Here is a 24,592-nt window from a genome sequence, read left to right as displayed (position 1 = left end):
GGCCCGAGCCCGCGGTGAGCAGGGTCCCGGCCCCGGGGGACCCGGCCCCTGCCGCTCCGGTCACGGAGAAGCCGAAGCGGCGGGTCAGCTCCGCGACCGATCCGGCCGTGTCGTCCGAGCTGAAGGTCATGCGGGACGCTCCGACGGCGAGCCGGTCACCCGTCCGCCGGCCCTCGTCCACCACGTGCTCGAACAGCTCGATGTTGGTGTGCTCCCCGATGCGCACCATGGCCATCTTCGACAGCGCCGGGACGGGGGTCTCGAACTGGCGGCTCATCAGGTCCCGGTCGGAGGAGATGACGGACCCCAGGACGCGGCGGCCGTCGAAGCAGCTCGTCAGCAGGCCGACCGCGGCCTCCAGGTCCCGGACGCTGTAGCCCACGTGGTCGATCCCCATCAGGGTGGGGACCGGGGAAGCCTCCTGCGGCACCTGGCCGTGGAACAGCTCCGAGGCCTCCGCCGAGGGGGACCCGGGCCACTCCTGGAGCTCGCCGTACGCACCCCAGGGGAAGCGGAAGTACACCCACTTGTGATGGCGCAGCGGCCCCTCGGGGATCTCCATGACGTCGCCGAGGATCCTGATCCCCGGGCACTGCGCGAGGAACTGCGCGGCCTGCGCGATGTTCCCGGTGCGGAAGCAGAAGTGTGCGGTGCCGATGTCCACGACCGAGGCGTCGAACGCCGCCCCGGCGGTCGCCTCGTACGAGAAGAGGCGGAGCCGGGTCTGCGGGTCGAGCTGCAGCAGGGCGCTGCGGGCGGGCACACCGTGGTCGTCCACGACGACCGCTGCCGGGCCGTCCGCCATCTGCTGTCCGGGCGCGGCCGGCAGCACCTCGGCGCCGAAGACGGTCCGGAACAGGTGCGCCGCGGCGTCCACGTCCGGAACCGCCATGGAGAAACCGTCCAGGCTGTTCTTCACCGAATGCTCCGATCCATGTGGCGTGAGGAGAAGGGGGTACGGGCGGTCACGCGAGCACCGCGGACCGGACCGCGGAGTTGAACGCCTCGGCGGCCCGGGCGACGTCCTCGTCGGTGCTGCGCACGCCGACGCCGAACCCGGAACCGAGGTGCGCGTCCGAGACGCCGACGGAGATCGCGACCGAACGGGACAGCAGGTCGTCGGTGCGAGGCAGGTCGCCCTGCGCATAGCGGATCGAGGTGTTCCCGCTCAGCTGGGGCATGTTGCCGTAGTAGTGGCGGCCGGAGTCGACGAGGGGCTTGGTGGAGAGCTTCGCGGCCACCTCGCGGGCGCGGTCCGCGCTGTCGAAGGTGTGGACGACGACGTTGGCGCAGTCGCCCTCGGCGTCGTTGAGGTCGCGCTGCCGCATGCCCTCGTGCGGCTCGATGAGCTCGACCAGCCGGTCCCTGATGCCGCGGGTCCCGGCGAGCACGGTGTCGACCCGCTGCAGCTGGGCGCAGGCCACGGCCGCGCTCAGTTCGGGCATGCGCAGGTTCAGGCCGAACGTGGCCTCGCCCGTGCCGGCCCCGTTGTTGTCGCGCAGGGGCGGCCAGCCCTGGTCCTGGTAGGCGAATCCGCGGGCGTAGGCCGTGCGGTCGCGGAAGACGGCCATGCCGCCCTCGCCACAGGTGATCACCTTGAAGGGGTTGAACGAATAGGCCCCCGCGTCGCCGATCGTCCCCAGCCGGGAGCCCCGGTAGCTTCCGCCGCAGGCCTGTGCGGCGTCCTCGATGAGCAGGATGCCATGACGGTCGGCGATCTCCCGCAGCCGTCCCATGTCGCACGGCGCGCCCAGCATGTGCACGGCCATGACGGCACGCGTCCTGGGCGTGATCCTGCGTTCGACGTCCTCGGGGTCGAGGGTCAGGGACCGGTCGACCTCCGCGAGGACCGGCGTCGCGCCGAAGTGGCCGATCGATCCGATGGAGGCGACGTAGGTGTAGCCGGGGACGATGACCTCGTCACCGGGACCGATCCCCAGCCCCGCGAGGACCGTGGCGAGGGCCGAGGTGCCGCTGTTGACCGCGATCGAGGGGCCGCTGCGGAAGAGGTCCTCCACGTCGCGCTCCAGCCGGCGGACGAAGGAGTGCTCCTCCGGATCGTCGAACAGGTACCGGGTGAGGCTCCAGTTCTCGAGTACCTGGTCGATGTTGCGTCGCTCCTCGTCGCCGAGGAATTCAAATCCTGGACCCGGCACGGGTCTCCTCCTGGTGTGGTGGTGCGTAGGGGGTGCGGGTGCTCAGCGCTGCAGGGCGAGGGCGGGCAGGTCCTCGCCGGCGGACTGCGCCACGGCCTTGAGCAGGGCGGTGACCTGGTGCAGCTCGTCCCGGGTCACTTCCTGGGTGAAGGTGCAGGAGCCGATCTCCTGGACGATCGGCAGGTTGAGGCTGCCGTCGCGGTGCAGCCGCGCCTCGTCCATGGCGCGCTCGAGCATGTCGATGTCGTAGAACAGCGGGTGGTCGAGGGGGAGTCCGACGCGGTGCATGGTGCGGGCGACCCGCTGGACGTCGGCGCCGCCGAGCCCGCCCCGGACGTAGGAGAGCAGCGCGGTGAACAGGCAGTCGATCGCCACCGCCTCGCCGTGCAGCAGCTCGGGGACGACGGCCATCTCGATCGGGGGGCTGAAGGTGTGGCCGTAGTCGACGATGCGGCGCAGGTCCTTCTCCCAGAGGTTCTGGCGGAGCTCGGACTGCATGCCGTCGATGGCCCGCGTGATGACCTCCTCCGCGGGCTCCGTGCGGAAGTGCGAGGCGACCAGGCCGGGACCATGCTCCTCCAGCAGGGAGAACAGGCGGCTGTCCTTGATCATGGCCATCTTGAGGATCTCGCCGCACCCGTTGACCAGGTGCCGCCGGGGCAGCGAGGCGAGAAGGCCGGTGTCGACGACGGTCCGCATCGCGGGGTGGAAGGTGCCCAGGCGGTTGCGGTTGCCCTGGTGGTTCACGGCCGTCTTGGCGGAGACGCTGCCGTCGATCATCCCCAGGAGGGTGGTGGGCACGCGTACCCAGGGAATGCCCCGGCGGTAGATGCTGGCGGAGAAGCCCGCGACGTCGATCAGGACGTTCCCGCCGATCGCGATCGGCGGGTTGCTCTGCCGGCGCGCGCCCGACCGCTCGAGCGCATCGACGATGGCGAGGCACGTGTCGAGGTTCTTGTTGACCTCTCCGGAGTCGACCTCGATCACCTCGACGGCCACGTCGTGGGCGGCGAAGTACGCCTTGACACGGTCCAGGAGAAACGCGGACAGCGCCGCGTCGAGTATCACGAGCTGCTTTCCGGACGAGGCGCTGCGGTCAACGGTTTCAAGGAGCAGCGGGTTGTCCGGGGAGAGCACGTCCCTGGTGATGGAGACGTGATATTTCACCTGCAGTTCGGCTTCGATGTCCAGCGTGTTGTGGATGGCGGGAGACATGGGTTTTCCCTCCTGGGTGAATACATGAGGGGAGCAGGGGAATCAGCGCATGCGGGAACCGCTGGAAAGGGATTCCATCCGGCCGGGAAAGCCCTTGCGCTGAGCATGTATCGAACCCTAGGCGGGCTTGATCGCCAAGGGAAATTACTACCGCGCATCATTTATTCGGCATGCGTATGAATGCATGCGCCGCACGTCTGCTCCGTGCCGCGCCCCCGCTCCGCCCGGACCTCTCCCGAGGACGGATTCCCTGTACAGGAGGGGTGGGATCAAGCCTTCCGGCTCAAAGCCTTCGCCTGTGATGAGCGTCATAAATGCCCCGCCCTTTGTGAAAACTTGACGGAGTGCGGAGTTTATGGCGCCGATGCGGCCCGTACGGGCGTAAGAGGGACGTTAAAGGTACAGGATTGGCAAAGGGGAGCCCAAGTGGCCGGGGTGGCCGGGGCCGACGCGGTCCGGTGCGGCGCTGGTTGCGCGATCGGCCGGGCCTCGTCGGCATAGCCCGGATGCTAGATTTTCGGTGCGTACTGACCGTAAGAACGGGGGAGCGGCGGGCGTGCAATGGTGCACGCGGGTGCCGCACGGTTATTGAGCGAGAGAACCGGATGAGCGACCGGTTTTCCCGGCGCCGTCACGCAGGCTCCCCTTTTGTGTTGCGTCCTGGTCGATCCGGTATCCCAGGAGCGTATGAGGGGGACTTTGACGATGCGTGAACAGGTGCGTCCGGCTGTCGGGAACACAGACGTCGACCTGTCCCAGTTCCGGTGCTTCATAGCGGTCGTCGAGGCGGGCAGCTTCACCGGCGCCGCCCAGCGTCTCCACGTGACCCAGCCCACCGTCTCCCGCGCCGTCCAGCGCCTGGAGACCGCACTCAACGCCCGCCTCCTGAACCGCTCCACGCGCCACCTCAGCCTTACTCCGGAGGGCAGGACGTTCCATGCCGACCTCCGGGAGGCGTACGTCCAGCTGGACCGGGCGATCAGCCGGCTGCACTCGTCCTCGGTCCTGCGGATCGGCTTCTGCTGGCTGCTGCCCGAGCAGTTCTCCCGGTTCGTCACGCGGTTCGCGAAGGAGGCCGGAGTCGATTTCGAATTCGTGCGCGACGACACGGCCACGGCCGGCCTGCACAGCGGGCACACCAACGTCGCCCTGCTGCGCCGCATCCCCCGCGACCTGCCCGTCGCCGCGCTCCCGCTGTGGGAGGAGACCCGGGTGGCGGCCGTCGCGCGCAACTCACCGCTGGCCCGCCGCGACCACGTGGACTGGGCGGAACTCGCCGACTGGCCGCTGGTCCGCAACACGGTGAGCGGCACGACGTCCCCGGACCTCTGGCCGCCCCATCACCGCCCCGAGGTCGGCGCCGTGTGCAGCAACCACGACGAGTGGCTCGAGGCCGTCGCCGCCGGCCGGGGCATCGGCACGGTGCCGGAGCTGGCCACCCGGCGCAACAGCCATCCGTCGGTGGTGTACGTGCCGGTGCGGAACGCCCCCGCGGTCCAGGTGTCCCTCGCGCTGCCCGAACGGGGCGCGCACCCCCTGGCCGAGCAACTTGCGGCTGCTGCCGGCAGGGAGTTCTCCTCGGCCCTGGTCCGGTGAGCGTTCCGGCCCCTCGTCCGCCCTCGACGAGCGGCCGCGCAGCGACCCCGCCCCCTGGTCAGCCTGCGGCGGCCAGGCGCTCCCGCCACCACTCCACCGTCGCCTTCACCTGCTCCTCGACGGGCGTGGCCCGTACCGTGAACGCGGCTTCGTAGGCGCTGGAGTCGGTCACGAACGGGCGGTCGAACTGGTAGCGGATCTCTTTCAGTTCGCGGAGGAGCGGGGAGAAGAGGGACGCGACGCCCAGGACCGCCGGTGAGAGCCTGCGGACCGCGGCCGGGCCCGAACCCGCCTCGGCCGCCAGGCGGGTGGTCATCTCGCGGGTGGAGAGCGGGGGTTCCGTCGGGGCGTGCCAGGCCCTTCCCCAGGCCCGTTCCTCGCCCGCGACCTCGGCCAGGGCCCGGGCGACGTCGGGGAGATAGGTCCAGCTGTGCGGGGCGTCCGGGTCGCCGAGGACGGAGACCGGCTTGCCGCGCAGCAGGCCCGGCACGACCCGCGCCGCCAGGTGCCCGCCGTCGGTCACGCCGGGGCCGAAGAAGTCCGAGGCCCGCACCTCGACCGCCTTGATGCGGCCCTGCTCGTGCAGCTTCCGGGCCTGCTCCCAGACGGCGGCGCGCGCCTTCCCCTTGGGGCCGGTCGCGGCGAGCGGCAACTGCTCGGTCAAGGGACCGGCCACCGGGCCGTAGCCGTAGAGGTTGCCCAGCATGACCAGGACGGCCCCGGTGGCCTCGGCCGCCGCGCAGAGCGACGAGGCCAGCGGCGGCCAGTCGCTCGCCCAGCGGTGGTACGGCGGCGCGGCACAGCTGAAGATCGCGCTCGCGCCCCGCGCCGCCTCGGCCAGCCGCCCGCCGTCCGCGGCGTCGAGTGCGACGTGCTCGATGCCGGGCTCCGGGCTCCGCCCCGACTTGGTGACGACCCGCACCGCATGGCCCCGCTCGGCCAGCAGCCGGGCGGTGGCCGCACCGGCGGGCCCGAATCCCACGACTACATAAAGACTCACATGCGCACACTAGCGCGAATGTGTACGCCTACCGGTTGGTGAACTCCGGCGGGCGCTTCCCGACGAAGGCCGCCATGCCCTCCTTCTGGTCCGCCGTCGCGAAGACCGCGTGGAACAGCCGGCGTTCGAAGCGGACGCCCTCGGCGAGCGTGGTCTCGAAGGCGCGGTTGACGGCTTCCTTGGCCATCATGGCGATGGGTGCCGACATGCCCGCCACGGTTTCGGCGACCGCCAGCGCCTCGGAGAGGAGCTCATCGGCGGGCACGATCCTCGACACCAGGCCGGCGCGCTCGGCCTCGGCGGCGTCCATGGTGCGGCCGGTCAGGCACAGTTCCATCGCCTTGGCCTTGCCGACCGCGCGGGTCAGGCGCTGCGAGCCGCCGATGCCCGGGATGACGCCGAGTTTGATCTCCGGCTGGCCGAACACCGCGGTGTCGGCGGCGAGCAGGATGTCGCACAGCATCGCCAGCTCGCAGCCGCCGCCGAGGGCGTAGCCGGAGACGGCCGCGACGGTGGGGGTACGGAGCTGTGCCAGCCGGTCCCAGGCGGTGAACCAGTCGCTGAGGTACATGTCCATGTAGCTCTGCGGGCGCATCTCCTTGATGTCGGCGCCCGCGGCGAAGGCCTTCTCCGAGCCGGTGAGGACGATGCAGCCCACGCCGGGGTCGCGGTCGAGGGCCTCGGTTGCCGCCACGACCTCGTTCATCACCTGCAGATTGAGGGCGTTGAGGGCCTTGGGGCGGTTGAGGGTGAGGAGGGCGGTGCGGCCCTTGCGTTCGACCAGGAGGGTCTCGTAGACGTGGTCGGTGGAGTGCTCGCCGGAGCGGTCGGTGGTGTTGGTCATTCCGGGCTTCCGTTCTGAGTCGTGGACGGTTCTGAGCGTCGGCGTATCGCTCGCACGATTCCGGAGAAGTCCTGGCCCTCCCCCTCGCCCTCCGCGAACTCCGCGTACATCCGCGCCGCCCGCAGGCCCAGCTCCGCGTCGACGCCGCCCGCACGGGCCGCGTTCGCCGCGAGCCCGAGGTCCTTGGCCATCAGCGGCGCGGCGAATCCGGGCGCGTAGTCGCGATCGGCAGGGCTGCCCGGGACCGGCCCGGGCACCGGGCAGTTGACGGTCAGCGCCCAGCACCGGCCCGACGCCGTCGAGGCCACGTCGAACAGGGCCTGTGAGCTCAGGCCCAGGCTCTCGCCCAGGACGAACGCCTCGCTCACCGCGATCATCGAGATGCCCAGGATCATGTTGTTGCAGATCTTGGCGGCCTGCCCCGCGCCCGCGCCTCCGCAGTGCACGGCCTTCTTCCCCATCGCCAGCAACAGCGGCTCCGCGCGGGCGAAGTCCGCCGCCTCCCCGCCGGCCATGAAGGTGAGCGTGCCGGCCTCGGCGCCGACGACGCCCCCGGAGACCGGAGCGTCCAGCGGCCGGTGACCGGCGGCGAGCGCGGCCTCGTGCGCGGCCCGGGCGTCGGCGACGTCGATGGTGGAGCAGTCGACGAACAGCGTGCCGGGCTTCGCCGCGGCGAGGAGCCCCTCACTCTCGTAGAGGGCGAGGACGTGACGACCGGTGGGCAGCATGGTGATCACCACGTCCGCGCCCGCGGCGGCGTCCGCGGCCGACGCGGCGGTTACGACGCCCGCGCCCGCGGCCGCGGCCAGCAATCCGGGCACCAGGTCGTAGCCGATGACGCGGTGTCCGGCCTGGACGAGGTTGGCGGCCATGGGCCCGCCCATGTGACCGAGTCCGATGAAGCCGACGACGGTGCTGCTGCTCACCAGGGCACCTCCTGCGGGGAGTCACCGGCGGCGAGGCGGAGCTCCCGCCCGCCGAGCGGTGCGAAGAACCGGGCCACGTCGGCTTCGCCCACCTCGGCGAGCGTGGCGGGGGACCACCGGGGACTGCGGTCCTTGTCGATCACCTGGGCCCGGATGCCCTCGACGAGGTCCGGCGAGGCCAGCGCGGCGCAGGAGACGCGGTACTCCTGCTCCAGGACCCGCTCCAGGGGGCCGAGCGCCCGGGCGCGGCGCAGGGCGGCCAGCGTGACCTTCAGTGCGGTCGGCGACTTGGTGGCGAGCGTGCCGGCGGCCTCCCGGGCGGCGGGAACGCCGCTGCCCTGCAGCCGGTCCACGATCTCCTCCACGGTGTCGGCCGCGTAGCAGTGGTCGATCCACTCCCTCTGTCCCTCCAGCGCGCCGGGCGGCGCCGGACGGACGTACGCGGCGAGGACGTCGTGCACGGACGCCTGCGCCAGGCCGGCGACCAGCCCGGGCAGCAGCTCCGACGGGACGTAGTGGTCCGCGAGCCCGCACAGCAGGGCGTCGGCCGCGCCCACCACCGCACCGGTCAGGGCCAGATGGGTGCCCAGCTCGCCGGGGGCCAGGCCGAGCAGGTACGTGCCGCCGACGTCGGGGACGAAGCCGATGCCGGTCTCGGGCATGGCCACGCGGGAGCGCTCGGTGACGATCCGCACGCTGCCGTGCGCGGAGACGCCGACGCCGCCGCCCATGACGATGCCGTCCATGACGGCCACGTACGGCTTGGGGTAGCGGGCGATCAGGGCGTTGAGCCGGTACTCGTCCCGCCAGAAGTCCGCCGACGCCGACCCTCCGGTGCGTGCGTCCTCGTGGATGGAGCGGATGTCGCCGCCGGCGCACAGCCCCCGCTCGCCCGCGCCCGTGACGACCACCGTCTCGACGGCGGGGTCCTTCTCCCATTCGGCCAGGGCCCCGTCGATGCGGCGCACCATGGCGTGGGTGAGGGCGTTGAGGGCCTTGGGGCGGTCGAGGGTGAGGTAGCCCGCGCGTCCGGCGGTACGGATCACGACGTGTGCGTCGTCGTCCGTCGTCATCGCAGGGCCTCCTTCAGTCCGCGGGCCACGATCAGGCGCATGATCTCGTTCGTTCCTTCCAGGATCCGGTGCACCCTGAGATCGCGGACGATCTTCTCGATGCCGTAGTCGCTGAGGTAGCCGTAGCCGCCGTGCAGCTGGAGGGCGTTGTCGGCCACCGCGTAGCCGGTGTCGGTGGCGAACCGCTTGGCCATCGCGCACAGCTGTGCGGCCTGCGGGAGCCCCTGGTCCAGGGCGTCCGCCGCCTGGCGGACGAGCGCCCTGGCGGCCGCCAGCTCGGTCGCCATGTCGGCGAGCTTGAACTGCAGGGCCTGCGCGTCGAGCAGCGGGGCCCCGAACGCCTCGCGGTCCGCGAGGTACGCCAGGCTGCGGTGGAGCGCGCTCTGCGCCCCGCCGAGGGAGCAGGCGGCGATGCCGAGGCGGCCGCCGTTGAGCCCGTGCATGGCGATGCGGAAGCCGTCGCCCTCGGCGCCGAGCCGGCGGCCGGCCGGGATGCGCACGCCGTCGAGGACCACCTGGCGGGTGGGCTGGGCGTTCCAGCCCATCTTCTTCTCGTCGGGGCCGAAGGACAGCCCGGGGTCGTCGCGTTCGACGACGAAGGCCGTGACGCCCCGGGGCCCGGGCTCGCCGGTGCGGGCCATGACGATGTAGACCTGCGAGGTGCCGGCGCCGGAGATGAACTGCTTGACGCCCGTGAGGACGTAGTGGTCGCCCTCGCGCACGGCGCGCGTGCGTAGGGCCGCCGCGTCGGAGCCGGCGCCCGGTTCGGTGAGGCAGTAGCTGCCCAGGAAGTCCATGGAGCACAGCGCCGGGAGCAGGCGGGCGCGCTGGGCGTCGTCGCCGTAGCGGTCGATCATCCAGGCGACCATGTTGTGGATGGAGAGGTAGCCGGCGATGGAGGGGCAGCCGGTGGCCAGGGTCTCGAAGACGACGACGCCGTCGGAGCGGGTCAGGCCGGAGCCCCCGGAGGACTCGCGGACGTAGACGCCGCCGAGCCCCAGGTCCGCGCCCTTGCGCAGGACGTCGACGGGGAAGTGCTTGCCCTGGTCCCAGGCGACGGCGTGCGGGGCGAGGTGTTCCTCGGCGAAGTCGAGCGTCGTCTCGGCGATGGCGAGCTGCTCGCCGGAGAGCATGGTGCCGGTCATCGTCGTCATCGCATCGTGGGGATGGTGAAGCTCGCGCCCTCCTTGACCCCGGAGGGCCAGCGCGAGGTAACGGTCTTGGTACGGGTGTAGAAGCGGATCGCATCCGGCCCGTGCTGGTTGAGGTCGCCGAAGCCGGAGCGCTTCCAGCCGCCGAACGTGTGGTACGCCACCGGTACGGGGATGGGCACGTTGACGCCGACCATGCCGGTGTTCACCCGCCGGGTGAAGTCCCGGGCGGTGTCCCCGTCCCGCGTGAAGATCGCCACGCCGTTGCCGTACGGGTGCTCGCTGGGCAGCCGCAGGGCCTCCTCGTAGTCGGCGGCGCGGACGACGCAGAGCACCGGGCCGAAGATCTCCTCCCGGTAGATCCGCATGCCGGTGGAGACGCGGTCGAAGAGCGTGGCCCCGGCGAAGAAGCCGTTCTCGTGGCCGGGGAGGACGAAGCCGCGCCCGTCGACGACCAGTTCGGCGCCCTCGGTGGTGCCGATGTCCACGTAGCGGCGCACGCGGTCCAGGGCGTCGCGGCTCACCAGCGGGCCGAAGTCGGCGTCCGGGTCGTCGGAGCGGCCGATGCGCAGCGCGCCGATGCGCTCCTTGAGCTTGGCGACCAGGGCGTCGGCGGTCTCCTCGCCGACGGGGACGGCGACGGAGATCGCCATGCAGCGCTCGCCCGCCGATCCGTACCCGGCGCCGATCAGGGCGTCCGCGGCCTGGTCGAGGTCGGCGTCCGGCATCACGACCATGTGGTTCTTGGCGCCGCCGAAGCACTGGGCGCGCTTGCCGCGGGCGGCCGCGGTGGCGTAGATGTGCGCCGCGATGGGCGTGGAGCCGACGAAGCCGACGGCCTGGACCCTGGGGTCCTCCAGCAGGGTCTCGACGGCCTCCTTGCCGCCGTTGACCACGTTGAAGACGCCCGGGGGAAGCCCCGCCTCCAGGAAGAGCTCCGCGAGCCGCAGCGGCACGGACGGGTCGCGCTCGGAGGGCTTGAGGACGAACGCGTTCCCGCAGGCGATCGCGGGCGCGGCCTTCCACAGCGGGATCATGGCGGGGAAGTTGAAGGGGGTGATGCCTGCGGTGACGCCGAGGGGGCCGCGCAGCGAGTGGACGTCGATGCCCGTGCCCGCGTTGTCCGTGAACTCGCCCTTGAGCAGGTGCGGGATGCCCGCGGCGAACTCGACGACCTCCAGGCCGCGCTGGATGTCCCCGTGGGCGTCGGCGATCGTCTTGCCGTGCTCGGCGGACAACAGGCGGGCGAGGGCCTCGCGCTCGCCCTCGACCAGCTGCAGGAACCTCAGCAGGACGCGGGCGCGCCGCTGCGGGTTCCACTCGCCCCACTGCGGTTGCGAGGCCGCCGCGTCGGCGATCGCGGCCGCGGTGTCCTCGCGCCCGGCCAGGGGCACCCGGGCCTGTACGGTGCCGGTGTTGGGGTCATGCACGTCGGCGAAGAGTCCCGACGTTCCGGGGGTGTGCTTGCCGCCGATGAAATGTGTCAGTTCACGGACCATGGAAGCCTGCTCTCGTCAGGTCAGGTGAGATCCGGGGATGGGCATGGGGCGCCGTGGCCCTGTGCGGAACCGCGAAGAGCTCCGGAGGGCCGTGAAGAGCTACGAGCGCGCGGACATGTGTGCGCGCTCCGCCGGATCACCAGGGTCGTGAGTACGGACCGGTGCCATGCGTGTCTGCTCCATCCTCGTGGACAACACGGAACACCCCGCGGCCGGTATCCTGACTCCCGGATCACCGCGCGCCGCCAGCCTTCCCGACGAATGACGCATCTCGTCAGTGGCGTGCTGTCGACGGCACACTTCCCGGTCACAGTGGCGGGACCGTGCCGGATTCACACCGGCTTCCCTGCACCGCGGGCCTTGGTCACGAACATATAGTTGGACGTCCTAGTAAGTCCACCCCCGGCGTGATCACTTCCGCGGCGTGATCGCTTCCGCGGCCCGGTCACTTCCGCGGTCCGGTCACTGCGGCCGCTTCCCGGGCCCGGTCACTCGTCCGCCACCGGGTACGGCACGAACGTGCTGCTGTTCTCGTCGATCGCCAGAGGGCGGCCGAGCGGGGGCACGGCCCGCTGCGGGCAGTCGAGGCGTTCGCAGATGCGGCAGCCCATGCCGATGGGCGTGGCGGCGGAGGCGTTGGCCAGGTCGAGGCCGTCGGAGTAGACGAGCCGGGAGGCGTGCCGGATCTCGCAGCCGAGCCCGATGGCGAAGGTCTTGCCGGGCTCGCCCCAGCCGCCGCGCTGGCGGGTGACGGTGCGGGCGGTCCACAGGTAGCGCTGCCCGTCCGGCATGGCGGCGATCTGCACGTGGATGCGGCCGGGCGCGGCGAAGGCCTCGTAGACGTTCCACAGCGGGCAGGTACCGCCCGCGCGGGAGAAGTGGAAGCCGGTCGCGGACTGGCGCTTGGACATGTTCCCGGCGCGGTCGACGCGGACGAACGAGAAGGGCACGCCCCGCAGCCGCGGCCGCTGGAGCGTGCTGAGCCGGTGGCAGACGGTCTCGTAGCCGACGCCGAAATGGTCGGTGAGCCGTTCGACGTCGTAGCGCAGCTCCTCGGCCGTCGCGAGGAAGGCGCCGTACGGCAGGATCAGCGCGGCGGCCACGTAGTTGGCGATGCCGATCCGTGCGAGCGACCACGTGGTGGAGCCCTCGTCGTAGTCCTCCGAGGCGAGCGCGGACAGCTCGTCGGCGAACTCCAGCAGGGCCAGCTGCGTGGCCATCCGGAAGGCCCGCTGGCCGGGGCGGAGACGGCCGGAGAGGTGCAGGGTCCGCAGCGCCGGGTCGTAGTGGTGCAGGCGGTCGGAGTCCGCGACGAGCCGTACGGCGTGCCGCTGCGTGAGGCGGGCGGCCAGGGCCGGGAGCACGCCGCCGGGGCGGATGCCGAGGCCGGCGGCCAGTTCCTCGGCGGCGACGTCCAGGCCGTGGAGGTAGTTCTGGCGGCGGTAGAAGAACTCCCGGATCTCCTCGTGGGGGGAGCGGGGCGCGGCCGGGCCGGTGCCGCCGCTCCCGCCCCGGCCGTCCGCGGCCTCCGCCAGGCGTTCGGTCAGGGCCTGGTTGCGGCGGCCCAGGTCGAGCAGGACGGCGGCGACCGCGGGCAGGCGCGAGGCGAGTTCGGACAGGTCCGACGGGGAGACCCGGGCGCCGGCGATCTCGTCGGCGAGCGCCTCCCGCAGGTCGGCGAGGACGCGGGTGGTGCCGCTCTCGGAGAAGAAGGCGGGGTCGACGCCGAACGCCTCGGTCAGACGCAGCAGGACGGGGACGGTCAGCGGCCGGGAGTCGTGCTCCATCTGGTTCAGGTAGCTGGGGGATATGGCCAGGACGCGGGCGAACTCGGCCTGGCTGAGCCGCCGCTCCTCGCGCAGCCGGCGCAGCCGGGCTCCCGCATACGTCTTGCTCACCGTCTGCTCCTGTCCGCGTTCCACTGGGAATTGAACCTTCGCAGACTTGGCGGAACATGCGGAGAAGATTCGCAACACTTGGCAGAAGGCCACGCTTGATGGCACGCAGTGCCACTGCCAGAGTCGTGGTGCGGCCCGGCGGAACACAGCCGGAATCGGGCCGGGACCACGCAAGAACCCAGGGCGGACAGAGCCTTTGCGTACCCGACTGCGGCACGGTGGGCCATGACATCACAGGGAGAGCGGCTTCCCTTCGCACGATTGACAGAACTTCGACGCGGTCCAGGACGCGGTCCGGAACGCGACACCCGGGAGACGAACATGGCGCAGGCACAGACGGCGGCGGAAGCACTGGCGCGGCGGTGGGCCACGGACCCCCGCTGGAAGGGCATCGAGCGCACCTACGGCGCGGAGGACGTCGTCCAGTTGTCCGGCAGCGTCCGCGAGGAGCACACGCTGGCCCGCCGCGGCGCCGAGCGCCTGTGGCGGCAGCTGCACGAGCGCGACTACATCCACGCGCTCGGCGCCCTCACGGGCGGCCAGGCCGTGCAGATGGTGCGGGCCGGGCTGCAGGCGATCTACCTGTCCGGCTGGCAGGTCGCCGCCGACGCCAACCAGGCCGGGCACACCTACCCCGACCAGAGCCTCTACCCCGCCAACTCGGTGCCGCAGGTGGTGCGGCGCATCAACAACGCCCTGCTGCGCGCCGACCAGATCGCCACCGCCGAGGGCACCGACACGGCCGTCGACTGGCTCGCGCCGGTCGTCGCCGACGCCGAGGCCGGCTTCGGCGGCCCCCTCAACGCCTTCGAGCTCACCAAGGCGATGATCGCGGCCGGTGCGGCCGGCATCCACTACGAGGACCAGCTCGCCTCCGAGAAGAAGTGCGGCCACCTCGGCGGCAAGGTCCTCGTCCCCACCGCCCAGCACATCCGCACCCTCAACGCCGCCCGCCTCGCCGCCGACATCGCCGACGTGCCCACCCTGATCGTGGCCCGCACCGACGCCCTCGCCGCCACCCTCCTCACCAGCGACGTCGATGAGCTCGACGCACGGTTCTGCACCGGCGAACGCACGGCGGAGGGCTTCTACCGGGTCGAGAACGGCATGGCGCCCGTGATCGCCCGCGGCCTGGCCTACGCGCCCTACGCCGACCTCATCTGGGTCGAGACCGGCACCCCGGACCTGGCCCAGGCCCGCGAGTTCGCCGAGGCCCTGCACGCCCGCTTCCCCGGCAAGATGCTGGCATACAACTGCTCGCCCTCGTTCAACTGGAAGGCGGCCCTGGACGACGATCAGATCGCCAAGTTCCAGCGCGAGCTCGGGGCGATGGGCTACCGCTTCCAGTTCATCACCCTCGCCGGCTTCCACTCCCTCAACCACGGCATGTTCGACCTCGCCCGCGGTTACGCGGAGCACGGCATGACCGCCTACGTCGACCTGCAGGAGCGCGAGTTCGCGGCCCAGGCCGACGGCTTCACCGCGGTCAGGCACCAGCGCGAGGTCGGCACCGGCTACTTCGACCTGGTCTCGACCGCCGTCAACCCCGCCTCCTCCACCACCGCGCTGACCGGCTCCACCGAGGAGGAGCAGTTCCACTAGGAACACCCGCCCCAGGCGGGGGCGGGACGACCGTCCTCGTCCCGCCCCCACCGCTCCGCCGATGGAGACCCCGCATGCCCACCACCGAACTGACCGCCCGCGTCGAGGTCCTCGGCCCGCCCGGGCACCGCCACGACGAGATCCTCACGCCCGAGGCGCTGGCCTTCACCGGCCGCCTCGTCACCGCCTTCGCCGACCGGCGCACCGAACTGCTCCGGGAGCGCCGCCGCCGCGCCCTGCTCCTCGCCTCCGGCGCGGCCCTGGACTTCCCCCTCGTCACCTCCGCCGTCCGCACCGACCCCGTCTGGCGCGTCGCACCGCCCGCACCGGGCCTGACCGACCGCCGGGTGGAGATCACCGGGCCACCCGAGCGGCGCATGACCGTCAACGCCCTCAACTCCGGCGCTCAGGTGTGGATGGCCGACTTCGAGGACGCCACCTCGCCCACCTGGGACAACGTCATCACCGGCCAGCTGAACCTGCTCGACGCCGTCGAGCGGCGCATCGACTTCACCACGCCCGGGGGCAAGCGGTACGCGCTCGGCGACCGGCTCGCGACCATCATGGTCCGCCCGCGGGGCTGGCACCTCACCGAGGAGCACCTCACCGTCGGCGGCCGCCCCGCCCCCGCCGCCCTCGTGGACTTCGGCCTGTACTTCTTCCACTGCGCACAGCGGCAGACCGACGCCGGCCACGGGCCCTACTTCTACCTGCCCAAGATCGAGAACCGCTACGAAGCCCGCCTGTGGAACGACGTGTTCGTCCTCGCCCAGGAACTGCTGGGCATCCCGCGCGGCACGGTCCGCGCGACCGTCCTCATCGAGACGATCACCGCGGCCTTCGAGATGGAGGAGATCCTCTACGAGCTGCGCGAGCACGGCGCCGGGCTCAACGCGGGCCGCTGGGACTACCTCTTCAGCGTCATCAAGAACTTCGCGCACCGCCCCGACTTCGTCCTCCCCGACCGGGCCAAGGTCACCATGACGGCCCCCTTCCTGCGCGCCTACACCGAGCTGCTGGTGCGCACCTGCCACCGGCGAGGTGCGCACGCGATCGGCGGGATGGCCGCGCACGTACCGGGCCGGGACGAGGAGGCGAACGCGGCGGCGCTCGCCAAGGTGCGGCTGGACAAGGAGCGCGAGGCCGAGGACGGCTTCGACGGCTCCTGGGTCGCCCACCCCGGCCTCGTCCCCGTCTGCCGCGACGTCTTCGGCGCGGTCCTGGACGGCCGGCCGCACCAGATCGACCGCACCCGCGACGACGTCGACGTCAGCGCCGCCGACCTGCTCGCCGTCCGCCGCATCAGCGGCCCGCCGACGGATGACGGCGTCCGCGCGAACATCGCCGTCGCCCTGCGGTACTTCGACGCCTGGCTGCGCGGCAGCGGAGCCGTCGCGCTCCACGGGCTGATGGAGGACGCCGCCACCGCCGAGACCGCCCGCTGCCAGATCTGGCAGTGGATGCGCCACGGCGCCGTCGACCGCGCCACGGTCCTCGCCCTCCTCGACGCGGAGACCGCGGCACTGGCCGGGGAGCTGCCGCACGCACGCGCCGCGCAGGCCCGCGACATCTTCGAACGCACCGCCCTGGCGAAGGAACTGCCGGCGTTCTTCACCGCCGACGCCTACGCCCGCCACCTCGTCCGGCACCCGGCCCGCCGGCAGGAGGTGCAGCCGTGAACGCATCCCCGCGACGCATCGGCGTGGTCGGCGGCGGCCGGATGGGCGCCGGCATCGCCGAGGTCTGCGCCCGCGCCGGGTTCGCCACCGTGGTCTGCGAGGCGGACGCGACCGCCGCGCACGCCGCACGCGAGCGCGTCACGGCGTCCCTCGCCCGCGCCGTCGAGAAGGGCAAGCTGGACCGGGCCTCCGCCGAGGACGCCCTGGCCCGCCTCGTCTTCACCGGCAGCCTCGACGACCTGGCCGACCGGAACCTCGTCATCGAGGCCGTGGTCGAGAACCCGGACGTGAAGACCGACGTCTTCGCCGCCCTGGACAAGATCGTCGAGGACCCGGAGGCGATCCTCGCCACCAACACCTCCTCCATCCCCGTCATGCGCCTCGGCATGGCCACCCGGCGCGCCGACCACGTCGTGGGCCTGCACTTCTTCAACCCCGTGCCGGTCCTCCCCCTGGTGGAGGTGGTCGCCTCCCTGCACACCGCGCCGGAGACCGTCACCGCCGTCGAGGACTTCGCCGCCGCCCTGGGCAGGACGGTCGTCCGCTCGCAGGACCGCGCCGGCTTCGTCGTCAACGCGCTGCTCGTCCCGTACCTCCTCTCGGCCGTCCGCATGGCCGAATCGGGGTTCGCCACCGCCGCCGACGTGGACGCCGGCATGGAGCTGGGCTGCGCCCACCCGATGGGCCCGCTCAAGCTCGCCGACCTCATCGGCCTGGACACCGTCGCCTCCATCGCGGAATCCCTCTACGAGGAGTTCAAGGAACCCCTGTACGCACCGCCCCCGCTGCTGCAGCGGATGGTCCAGGCGGGCCTCCTCGGCCGCAAGACCGGCAGGGGGTTCCACATGTACGACCGGGGATGAACGCCCCGGGCCGCCGCCGGCGCCGGGCCGGAGGGGCCCGGCGCCGAAGAAGCTGACGGCGGTGCGCAGGACGGCCGCCTGGCCGTCGACCCCGACCGGCGCACGCACGTGCCGTATCCGGTGGTGGGGGCGGACTGAGCGCCGGCAGCGCACCCGCCGTCCCGACGAGCAGCTCCCCAGGGCAGCACAGCGGCCCGATTCCCCACTCCTGGGGGCGGACCACGTTCGTCGTTGACGTCCGGACATAGGGGCCCGCTCGTCACACGGAGCGGTCCCACCACCTTGCGGACGAGCAGTGAACGACGGGAGCAACGGGGCGGTCGGCGCCCAGAGTTCATCAGGAACCGGACGACCTCTCAACCTTGATCGGTGCGGCCGGCCTGGCGGCCTGCTCGATCTTCGCGCAGTAGGCTGCACGGGCTTCCTCGTCGATCGGCTGCTCGTGTTCGGCGCGCAATCCGGTCCGGCCGTCGAGGCCCTCGCGCAGGATGTCGGCGTGCCCGGCATGCCGGATGGACTCGCCGAGGACATGGACCATGACGGCGAACAGGTTGGTGTCGGCATAAGGCTCCGGCCACCACGGCACGTGGCCGGGGGCGTCGAGGGGAAGCTCGTCGATCGTCGCGTCCGAGTGTTCCCACGTGCGCCGGTAGAACCCGATGATCTGATCGCGGGTCTCGTCCTCGCTCGCCCACAGATCGCTGCCGTCGGAGTCCTGCCACCGGGGCAGCGGTTCCGGGGAAGGGCGGTCGAAGACCTCGCCGAAGTACCTGGCCTCGACGGTGGCCACGTGTTTGACCAGGCCGAGGAGGTTGGTCCCGGTCGCTGTCAGAGGCCGGCGGGCGTCGTATTCGGACAGGCCGTCGAGCTTCCAGAGCAGCGCCTTGCGGTCCCGCCGCAGTCTCCCGTGCAGGTTGTCCTTCGCGAATTCATCGATCATGCGGCACGAGCCTGCCATGGGCTGCTCGTGGCCTCAAGATCCCGTACGGGGTCCGCAACGACAGGCAGCGCCGAGGCCGGGCCATGGCCGCCGCCCTGACCTGCTGCGCACCGTCGACGGTGACCGGCATGAGGTGCGGCGTGGCCGCCTTCCGCTGGGCGTGGTGGTGATGTGTGCGACGGGCCCACGCCGAAGGGCCGGCCGGCACCCGCCGACCGGCCCCTGTGTCATCCGGGTGCCTTGGATCCGCATCCGGGGTCCTACCTCATCCGCCGCCGTGGCACGCGCATGAGCATGAGCAGCCCGGTCCGCATGTGCAGTCGGCACTGTTCGCCGGGGCGGGCTCGTGAAGGGTCATGGCCGGCTGTCCTCCTTCGACGCGCGGTTACCTCGTTCCAGCGAACACCCGCCCGGCCTCGGCGACAAGAGGGGTGCACGGTCCGGCGAACCTTGCCGCATTCACATCGCATGCCCCCTGTCCCATACCTGCCATCGCGTCACATGTCACCGCCTCGGCCATTGCGCCGGCCGCTCCCGTGCTGGGAGCCTGAGAGGGCCACATCGGGCCTTTCTGGAAAAGAAGGTGCCAATTATGAGGGTTCTGGAGCAAAACATCTCCCGGTGCGACCCGAAGTTCGATGTGGCAGCGGCACGGCTGGGGCTCGGGCGGGACGGGAACGTCTATCTGGCCTCCCCCGGCAACGGCCGCGTGCTGCGCACCGCCCGGGACGGCTCGGCGCCGCGCGCGGGCCGGGTCGGGTATGCGGTGCTGGCCGCCACGGCCAATGCGGCCGGGGTGATCGCCACCGCGGAGGCGCACTTCCCGCACCGCATCGCCTTCTGGGACGCCGGGTTCGCGCCCCTGGGCCACATCGACGACTTCACCACCAGCGACGCGGACGGCTATGCCGCGCCGTCCGCGGTCGAGGCGGGCGAGTCCGGGGACTTCTACGGCATCGACCAGTACAAGCTGCGGGTGCTCCGGCTGAACCCCCGTGGCGTGGTGGCGGTGCACGGCCTCGGGCGGCTCGGCGCCGCAGCGGACCGCGGCGCGGTGGGCCTGCGGGTGGCGGAGGGGCGGTCCCGGCTCTACACGCTCTGGCCGTCGGGGGTGGTGTGGGCGTCCGCGTTCGACGGCACGCCGCTGTGGAGCGTCCGGGCCGGGCCTGCGGGGCCCGACCGCCGGGGGCTGTTCGACCTGGCCGACGACGGCCGTCTCCACGTGCTGCCCGCCGGGCGCGAGGTCAGGATCTTCGGTCTGGACGGCACCCCCGCCGGATCGCTCACCCTGGCGCTGCCGGACAGCCGGTACGCGGCGACGGAACTGCGCCTGCGGGGCGACGAGATCCTGCTGAGACGGTCCGATCCGGCCACGCTGTTCGAGGTGTACGACCGCCGCACCGGCGCGCTGCTCCGGCGGGTGGCCGCCGATGTCGAGAAGCTCGTGGTCGGCTACCCGGCGGAAGTGTGGACGGCGGGCACGCCGGTGCCGCTGACGATCACCCATGAGCGGGGCCGGTGGGCCGGGGACCCGCGCTTCAGGGTGTGGCTGCGCCCGCTGGGGGTCCCGGAGTTCACCGAGCTGCCGGTCTCCGGCGGCGCGGTCTCTCCGCCGCCCGGGGCCCGTGGCCTCCACCACCTGCGGGTGTCGCCCGACGTCGGCGGCCGGTACAGCGACTACGTCGTGGACGGCGTGGTCGAGATCCGCACGCCGGGGGCGGCGGGCGCGAGCGGGACGCTGTCGGTCCTGACCCCGCTGAACCGCTTCTACTACGGCCGCGGCGAGGCCGTCCCCGTCACCCTTCTCGCTCGGACGGCCGCCGGGGCGCAGCCGCCCGCGACCGTACGGCTGAAGGTCCTGCGCGAGGGCCGCGAGGTCACGGCCCAGGACGTCACGCTGCGCAGCGGCAAGGGGGAGCTGACGTTCGACGCCGCGTCCACCGGGGCGTGGGAGCCCGGCCGGTACGTGCTCGACGCCGCTCTTCCGGGCTTCACCGTCGCGCCGCAGTACCTCGAGATCGGCCCGGGCCTCGCCGAGAAGCCGGCGTTCCACATCGTGCAGCACGGCGACATCTACGCGTTCTCCTTCCCTGCCGACCCGCGCCGGGCGGTCCTGGACCAGTCCCTGTCCGACCTGCCGCGGTTCGCCGACGTGCCGGACACGACCGCAGCGCACCTCGCCCGCGCCCGCGCGCTCGGACTGAACCTCTTCGTCGACCGCCTCGGCATCGACTTCGCCGCCCGCTTCGTACCGCTGCCGGCCGACCCGGAGACCGTCGCGCGGCTGACCGCCGACCCGGTGGCGGTGGCGCCGGAGAAGGCCGTCTTCGAGGACCCGAGCCGCCGGACGATCGCCGGCTACGGCGCGTACGGCATGCAGGAGCAGGCGATCCTGCTCTACAACGACGCCCTGCTGCCGTTCGACACCCCCCGCAACCACGAACCCCGCACCCAGGAGCAGAAGGACGCCGCCCTCAGGGCGACCACTGCCGCGCTGCTGCCCTACGCGGCGTTCCGCGGGTGGAGCTGGGCGGCGAACTGGTGGGTGGTCAAAGTGGGGGCGGACGCCGCGCAGAGCCCCGCGGAGAGGGCCGCGTACCTGGCGGCGCTGCAGACGGCGCGGGCCACGGGAGCGTGGTCCGCCGTGCTCGACACCGTCACCGACCGGAGCTTCGCCCTCAAGGCCGATGCCGCGGCCCACTTCCGCGCCGTGCTGCAGGCGGTGTCCACCGGCAGGATCGGTGCGATGACCGCGCCCTACCGCGCGATCCACAGCCCGCCGCAGATCATCTTCGGCCCGGCCGACGAGGTCGACCTGCACCACCAGGCCGAGCAGATCCAGCCGCCGCAGGTCACCGGGCACGCGGTCGACTTCTACCGCAGGCCGGGCAAGCCCGTGTGGGGGCACCCCGAGCTGTGGAACGACGACGGCACCGGCGGCATGTTCCTGCCGACCCTGCTGCAGCAGGTCATGCGCGGCGCGAACGGCACGGGCATGACCGGGGACGCGGGCGCCCAGCACCTCGGCGGCCGCGCCCTCGCCGACGAGCGCAACGGAGGGCCGGGGCCGCAGCCCGGGGACCCCCGCTCCGGGGGTGCGGGCAGGACGTCGGTCCTGCGGGCCGCGTTCGACATGATCGCCCGGCTCGGGCCGGCGACCGCCGCCGCGGAGAACGCGAACCGCGTCGCGATCGTGGTGTCCACCCGGATGCAGCGCCTGGAGGTGGACGAGGGGAAGGTGTTCACCGGGTACTTCGCCGGGCTCTTCGAGGCCTACAACGCCTGCCTGTACGCGCACCGGCCGGCGTCGTTCGTCTTCGCCGAGGACGGCAGCGCCGACGTCCTGCGCCGGTACGGCGCGGTGCTCGTCGTCGGCCAGCGCGTCGCCCTGGACCCGCCGCTGGAGACGGCGCTGCGCAGCGCCGGGGTGCCGGTCTTCTTCGACGGCACGTCCCGCGCCGAGCTGCTCACCGGCTTCACGCCCCTCGGCGTCTCCTTCGACCGGGTCGGCCACGACGAGGCGCCGCAGAACGACGACGCGGCCTACTACCGCTTCCGCCGGTACTTCCTCGGCCACGCCGACGTGCTGCGCCGGACCCTGGCGGCCGTCCCGCCGGTCGCCGAGTGCGACAACCCTGAGGTCCTGCTGAGCGAGTGGACCGCCGGGGGCGTCCGCTACGTCTGGGCCGTCAACAACACCATGCTCGACTGGGAGCCCGGCCAGGCCTGGCGGGTGGGCCTGCTGTCGTCCCACCGGATCCCGGTGACGGCCAAGCTGAAGCTGAACGTCCCGCTGCTGCACAAGGTCGTCGACCTGCTCACCGGCGGGACCGTCTCCCCGCTCGGCGGCGAGTTCACCGCCGACCTGCGCAGCGTGCCCGCGCGCCTGTACGCCGTCGTGCCGCTGGTGCACGGACCGCTGCCGTCCGCGCCCGAGGAGGCCTTCGGTCCGCACGTGCGCGACGTCGCGGTGTCCTCCGACGGCCGGACCGCCGCGCTCACCGCCTTCAACTGGGACCACAACCTGTACGGCGTCGACCTCGCCACCGGCCGGACGAGCTGGCGGCAGAAGGCCGGGCACTTCTTCGGCTTCGCCCCCACGGCCGTGGCCGGCGGGTTCGCCGTGCAGGGCTTCGACGTGCTCAGCGCCGAGGGCTACCACCTCTACCTCCTGGACGCGGCCGGGGTGCCGCGGCGCCGCTTCGCCCTGTTCGGCCTCCCGAAGCGGGCCACCGACTGGGCGCGGGGCGAGTGGGGCTACGACACGGGGCTCAACAACTTCGCGGTGGCGCCGGACGGGTCGTGGGTCGCCACGTCCGGCGACCTCGGGCTCGCGGTGTGGGACGGCGCGGGGAACCGGAAGTGGGCGCACGAATGGTGGGCGGACCGGCGCACCCCGCTGCGGCTGCTCGCCGTCGACGCCACGACGCTGGTCGCCTTCGGCCGGGGCACGATCACCGGCCTGTCGGCCGCGGACGGCGCCACGCTGTGGTCGATGACGGTCACCGGCGGCTCGGAGACCTTCGGGGGCGGGGTGGTCAGCGGGGACCGGCGCACGGTCGTCATCCGGTCGGACGCCGGGAGCGGCCGCCTGTTCGTGATCCGCGGCGGGGCGCTCGTCCGTACGGTTCCGGTCGCCGCCGAGGAGGTCTCCGTCTCCGCCGACGGGTCGTTCATCGCCGTCACCTCGGGCAGGCAGCTCAAGGCGGTCGACGTCGGCGGGGGCCTGCTGTGGACGTATACCGGCGACGACCTCCTGCGGCGCCCCCGCGTCGCACCGGACGGGGCGCGCATCGCCGTGGGCAGCGAGCTCGGCACCCTGGCCGTGCTGAGCCGCGACGGCACCCTCCTGGCGGCGCCGGACCTCAGGGCGCTGCCCGTGCCGGCCTGGCTGCCCGGCGGCGACCTGCTGGCGGCCACCTGGGCGGGGACCGTGATCCGCTACGGGACCGACCTGCGCCCGCGGTGGCGGAGCAGGCTCGCCCCGGCCGAGACCGACGTCCGCCCGAAGCTGCGCGCGCCGGACCCGGTGCCGGTGGTGCGCAGGACCGGCTGGGGCAACGCGGCGCATCCACCGCTGCCGCTGACGCCCAACCTGCTCGCGGACACGCACGCGCTGATCCGCGCCGAGCTGACCGACCCGGTGCGGGTCGTCGACCTGACGGCGCAGAACCCCACCGGCATCCTCCACGACGGCAGGCCGGACCCGCCCGCCGGGCCGTGGCTGCCCTGGTCGGTGGTCAACCTGGTGGACAGCGGCTGGCACGGCAAGTTCCTGCTGACCGTCGACACCTTCCGCACCCAGGTGGAGCTCACCGGCGTCACCTTCGCCGAGGACCCCGCGCACCCCGAGTCGTGGCTGCGCGACGTCCGCCTCCAGTGGTGGGAGGCCGAGAGCGAGCTGTGGCGCGACGGGCCCATGCTGCTGTCCGACGAAGCGGTGCACAGCCACGTGCTCGGCCGGCCGCTGCAGGCCGCGCGGTTCCGGTTCGTCACCACGGGCGGGGGCGCCTGGCCCGCGGGCAACCTCCGCCTCGGCGAGCTGGTCCTCCACGGCCGGGCGCTGGGCAACTCGCACCGTGACGTGCTGAACCGGCGGCCCCGCGCGGTCCTCTTCGACGAACGGGTGGGCGACCTGCGGGCCGCCCTGCAGCACGGCCACAATCCCGCCTTCGCCTTCCAGCAGGGCGGCGCGTACTCCGGCGCCACGTGCCTGAAGCTGAGCGGGCCGGGCGAGGCGCACCCGCTCTTCATGGGCGCCACGTTCGGCCACGCGGTCCCCGACTGGAACTTCGAGATCGCGGAGAACCCCGGGCCGGGTCAGTACCGCCACCTCCGGTTCGCCTGGAGGACCGCCGGTCCGCAGACCACCGGGATCGGGCTGCGGATCGGGCCGGCCTGGCCGAGCCCCGCGGTCGTGGTGTCCGCCGGGGATTCCGCGTGGCGCCCCGACTCGGTGCTCGTGGAGCACAGGGTGGCGGCGCTGCCGACCGCGTGGACGACCGTGCGCCTCGACCTGTGGGCGCTGACCGGCGGGAGGCTGCCGCGGGTCACCAGCCTCAGCCTGCGCAGCAACGGCGGCGGCGCGCTCTTCGACCAGCTGCTGCTCGGCCGCGCCCCGGCCGACCTCCCGTAGGCGATCTTCCGCAT

At 72.5% G+C, this 24,592-nt stretch carries 16 protein-coding genes and 1 riboswitch; of the genes, 5 read left to right on the top strand and 11 right to left on the bottom strand.

Annotated elements, in window-relative coordinates:
* From V7793_RS13845 to V7793_RS13835, 3 genes are all read right to left on the bottom strand, one after another.
* Window positions 1–919 (bottom strand): hypothetical protein (locus V7793_RS13845; protein WP_336006340.1); only part of this gene is annotated, 919 nt, incomplete at its 3' end.
* A gap of 46 nt (window positions 920–965) precedes the next feature.
* Window positions 966–2,156, bottom strand: coding sequence for a DegT/DnrJ/EryC1/StrS family aminotransferase (locus V7793_RS13840; RefSeq protein WP_336006336.1), 1,191 nt, complete (start codon window positions 2,154–2,156; stop codon window positions 966–968).
* A gap of 42 nt (window positions 2,157–2,198) precedes the next feature.
* A complete protein-coding gene (locus V7793_RS13835) occupies window positions 2,199–3,371 on the bottom strand; it encodes a sedoheptulose 7-phosphate cyclase (RefSeq protein ID WP_336006332.1) in 1,173 nt (390 codons plus the stop codon).
* A gap of 705 nt (window positions 3,372–4,076) precedes the next feature.
* Between V7793_RS13835 and V7793_RS13830 the strand changes: the two genes are divergently transcribed.
* Window positions 4,077–4,967, top strand: coding sequence for a LysR family transcriptional regulator (locus tag V7793_RS13830; RefSeq protein ID WP_336006327.1), 891 nt, complete (start codon window positions 4,077–4,079; stop codon window positions 4,965–4,967).
* A gap of 58 nt (window positions 4,968–5,025) precedes the next feature.
* Here V7793_RS13830 and V7793_RS13825 read toward each other — a convergent pair whose 3' ends face one another.
* From V7793_RS13825 to V7793_RS13795, 7 genes are all read right to left on the bottom strand, one after another.
* A complete protein-coding gene (locus tag V7793_RS13825; protein WP_336006324.1) occupies window positions 5,026–5,967 on the bottom strand; it encodes an NAD-dependent epimerase/dehydratase family protein in 942 nt (313 codons plus the stop codon).
* 28 nt (window positions 5,968–5,995) lie between these two features.
* A complete protein-coding gene (locus V7793_RS13820) occupies window positions 5,996–6,811 on the bottom strand; it encodes an enoyl-CoA hydratase (protein ID WP_336006321.1) in 816 nt (271 codons plus the stop codon).
* The gene (gene mmsB, locus V7793_RS13815) at window positions 6,808–7,737 is read right to left on the bottom strand and encodes a 3-hydroxyisobutyrate dehydrogenase (RefSeq protein WP_336006315.1); all 930 of its coding nucleotides are present in this window, start codon (window positions 7,735–7,737) and stop codon (window positions 6,808–6,810) included. The genes V7793_RS13820 and mmsB overlap by 4 nt, the downstream gene beginning before the upstream one ends.
* Entirely contained in the window at window positions 7,734–8,810 is a 1,077-nt protein-coding gene (locus V7793_RS13810; RefSeq protein ID WP_336006311.1) for an enoyl-CoA hydratase/isomerase family protein, read from the bottom strand. The genes mmsB and V7793_RS13810 overlap by 4 nt, the downstream gene beginning before the upstream one ends.
* Window positions 8,807–9,964, bottom strand: coding sequence for an acyl-CoA dehydrogenase family protein (locus V7793_RS13805; protein WP_336006307.1), 1,158 nt, complete (start codon window positions 9,962–9,964; stop codon window positions 8,807–8,809). The genes V7793_RS13810 and V7793_RS13805 overlap by 4 nt, the downstream gene beginning before the upstream one ends.
* Complete coding sequence (locus tag V7793_RS13800) at window positions 9,961–11,460, bottom strand: CoA-acylating methylmalonate-semialdehyde dehydrogenase (RefSeq protein WP_336006303.1); 1,500 nt, start codon at window positions 11,458–11,460, stop codon at window positions 9,961–9,963. Before V7793_RS13800 ends, V7793_RS13805 begins: the two co-directional genes overlap by 4 nt.
* 193 nt (window positions 11,461–11,653) lie before the next feature.
* A riboswitch (cobalamin riboswitch) is annotated at window positions 11,654–11,831 on the bottom strand.
* A 117-nt stretch (window positions 11,832–11,948) separates the two neighbouring features.
* Window positions 11,949–13,358, bottom strand: a complete 1,410-nt coding sequence (locus V7793_RS13795) for a short-chain fatty acyl-CoA regulator family protein (RefSeq protein WP_336006300.1) — start codon at window positions 13,356–13,358, stop codon at window positions 11,949–11,951.
* A 321-nt stretch (window positions 13,359–13,679) separates the two neighbouring features.
* Between V7793_RS13795 and aceA the strand changes: the two genes are divergently transcribed.
* The 3 genes from aceA to V7793_RS13780 all read left to right on the top strand — a co-directional run bounded on the left by aceA (window position 13,680) and on the right by V7793_RS13780 (window position 17,502).
* Window positions 13,680–14,960 carry an isocitrate lyase gene (aceA, locus tag V7793_RS13790; protein ID WP_336006296.1) on the top strand — a complete coding sequence of 427 codons (1,281 nt, stop codon included), beginning with the start codon at window positions 13,680–13,682 and terminating at the stop codon, window positions 14,958–14,960.
* Window positions 14,961–15,034: 74 nt separating this feature from the next.
* Entirely contained in the window at window positions 15,035–16,639 is a 1,605-nt protein-coding gene (aceB, locus tag V7793_RS13785; protein WP_336006292.1) for a malate synthase A, read from the top strand.
* Window positions 16,636–17,502, top strand: coding sequence for a 3-hydroxybutyryl-CoA dehydrogenase (locus V7793_RS13780; protein WP_336006289.1), 867 nt, complete (start codon window positions 16,636–16,638; stop codon window positions 17,500–17,502). Before aceB ends, V7793_RS13780 begins: the two co-directional genes overlap by 4 nt.
* Window positions 17,503–17,839: 337 nt before the next feature.
* Here the strand turns inward: V7793_RS13780 and V7793_RS13775 are convergent, their stop codons facing one another.
* Complete coding sequence (locus V7793_RS13775; protein ID WP_336006285.1) at window positions 17,840–18,442, bottom strand: DinB family protein; 603 nt, start codon at window positions 18,440–18,442, stop codon at window positions 17,840–17,842.
* Between the two features lie 592 nt (window positions 18,443–19,034).
* Here V7793_RS13775 and V7793_RS13770 point away from each other — a divergent pair.
* The gene (locus tag V7793_RS13770; protein WP_336006282.1) at window positions 19,035–24,578 is read left to right on the top strand and encodes an outer membrane protein assembly factor BamB family protein; all 5,544 of its coding nucleotides are present in this window, start codon (window positions 19,035–19,037) and stop codon (window positions 24,576–24,578) included.
* Window positions 24,579–24,592 lie beyond the last annotated feature (14 nt).

Source organism: Streptomyces sp. KLMMK (assembly GCF_036961605.1).
In the GTDB taxonomy this organism is placed as follows: Bacteria; Actinomycetota; Actinomycetes; order Streptomycetales; family Streptomycetaceae; genus Streptomyces; species Streptomyces telluris.
The sequence above is the reverse complement of the archived record's forward strand: the minus strand, read 5'-3'. Positions and strand labels throughout refer to the sequence as shown.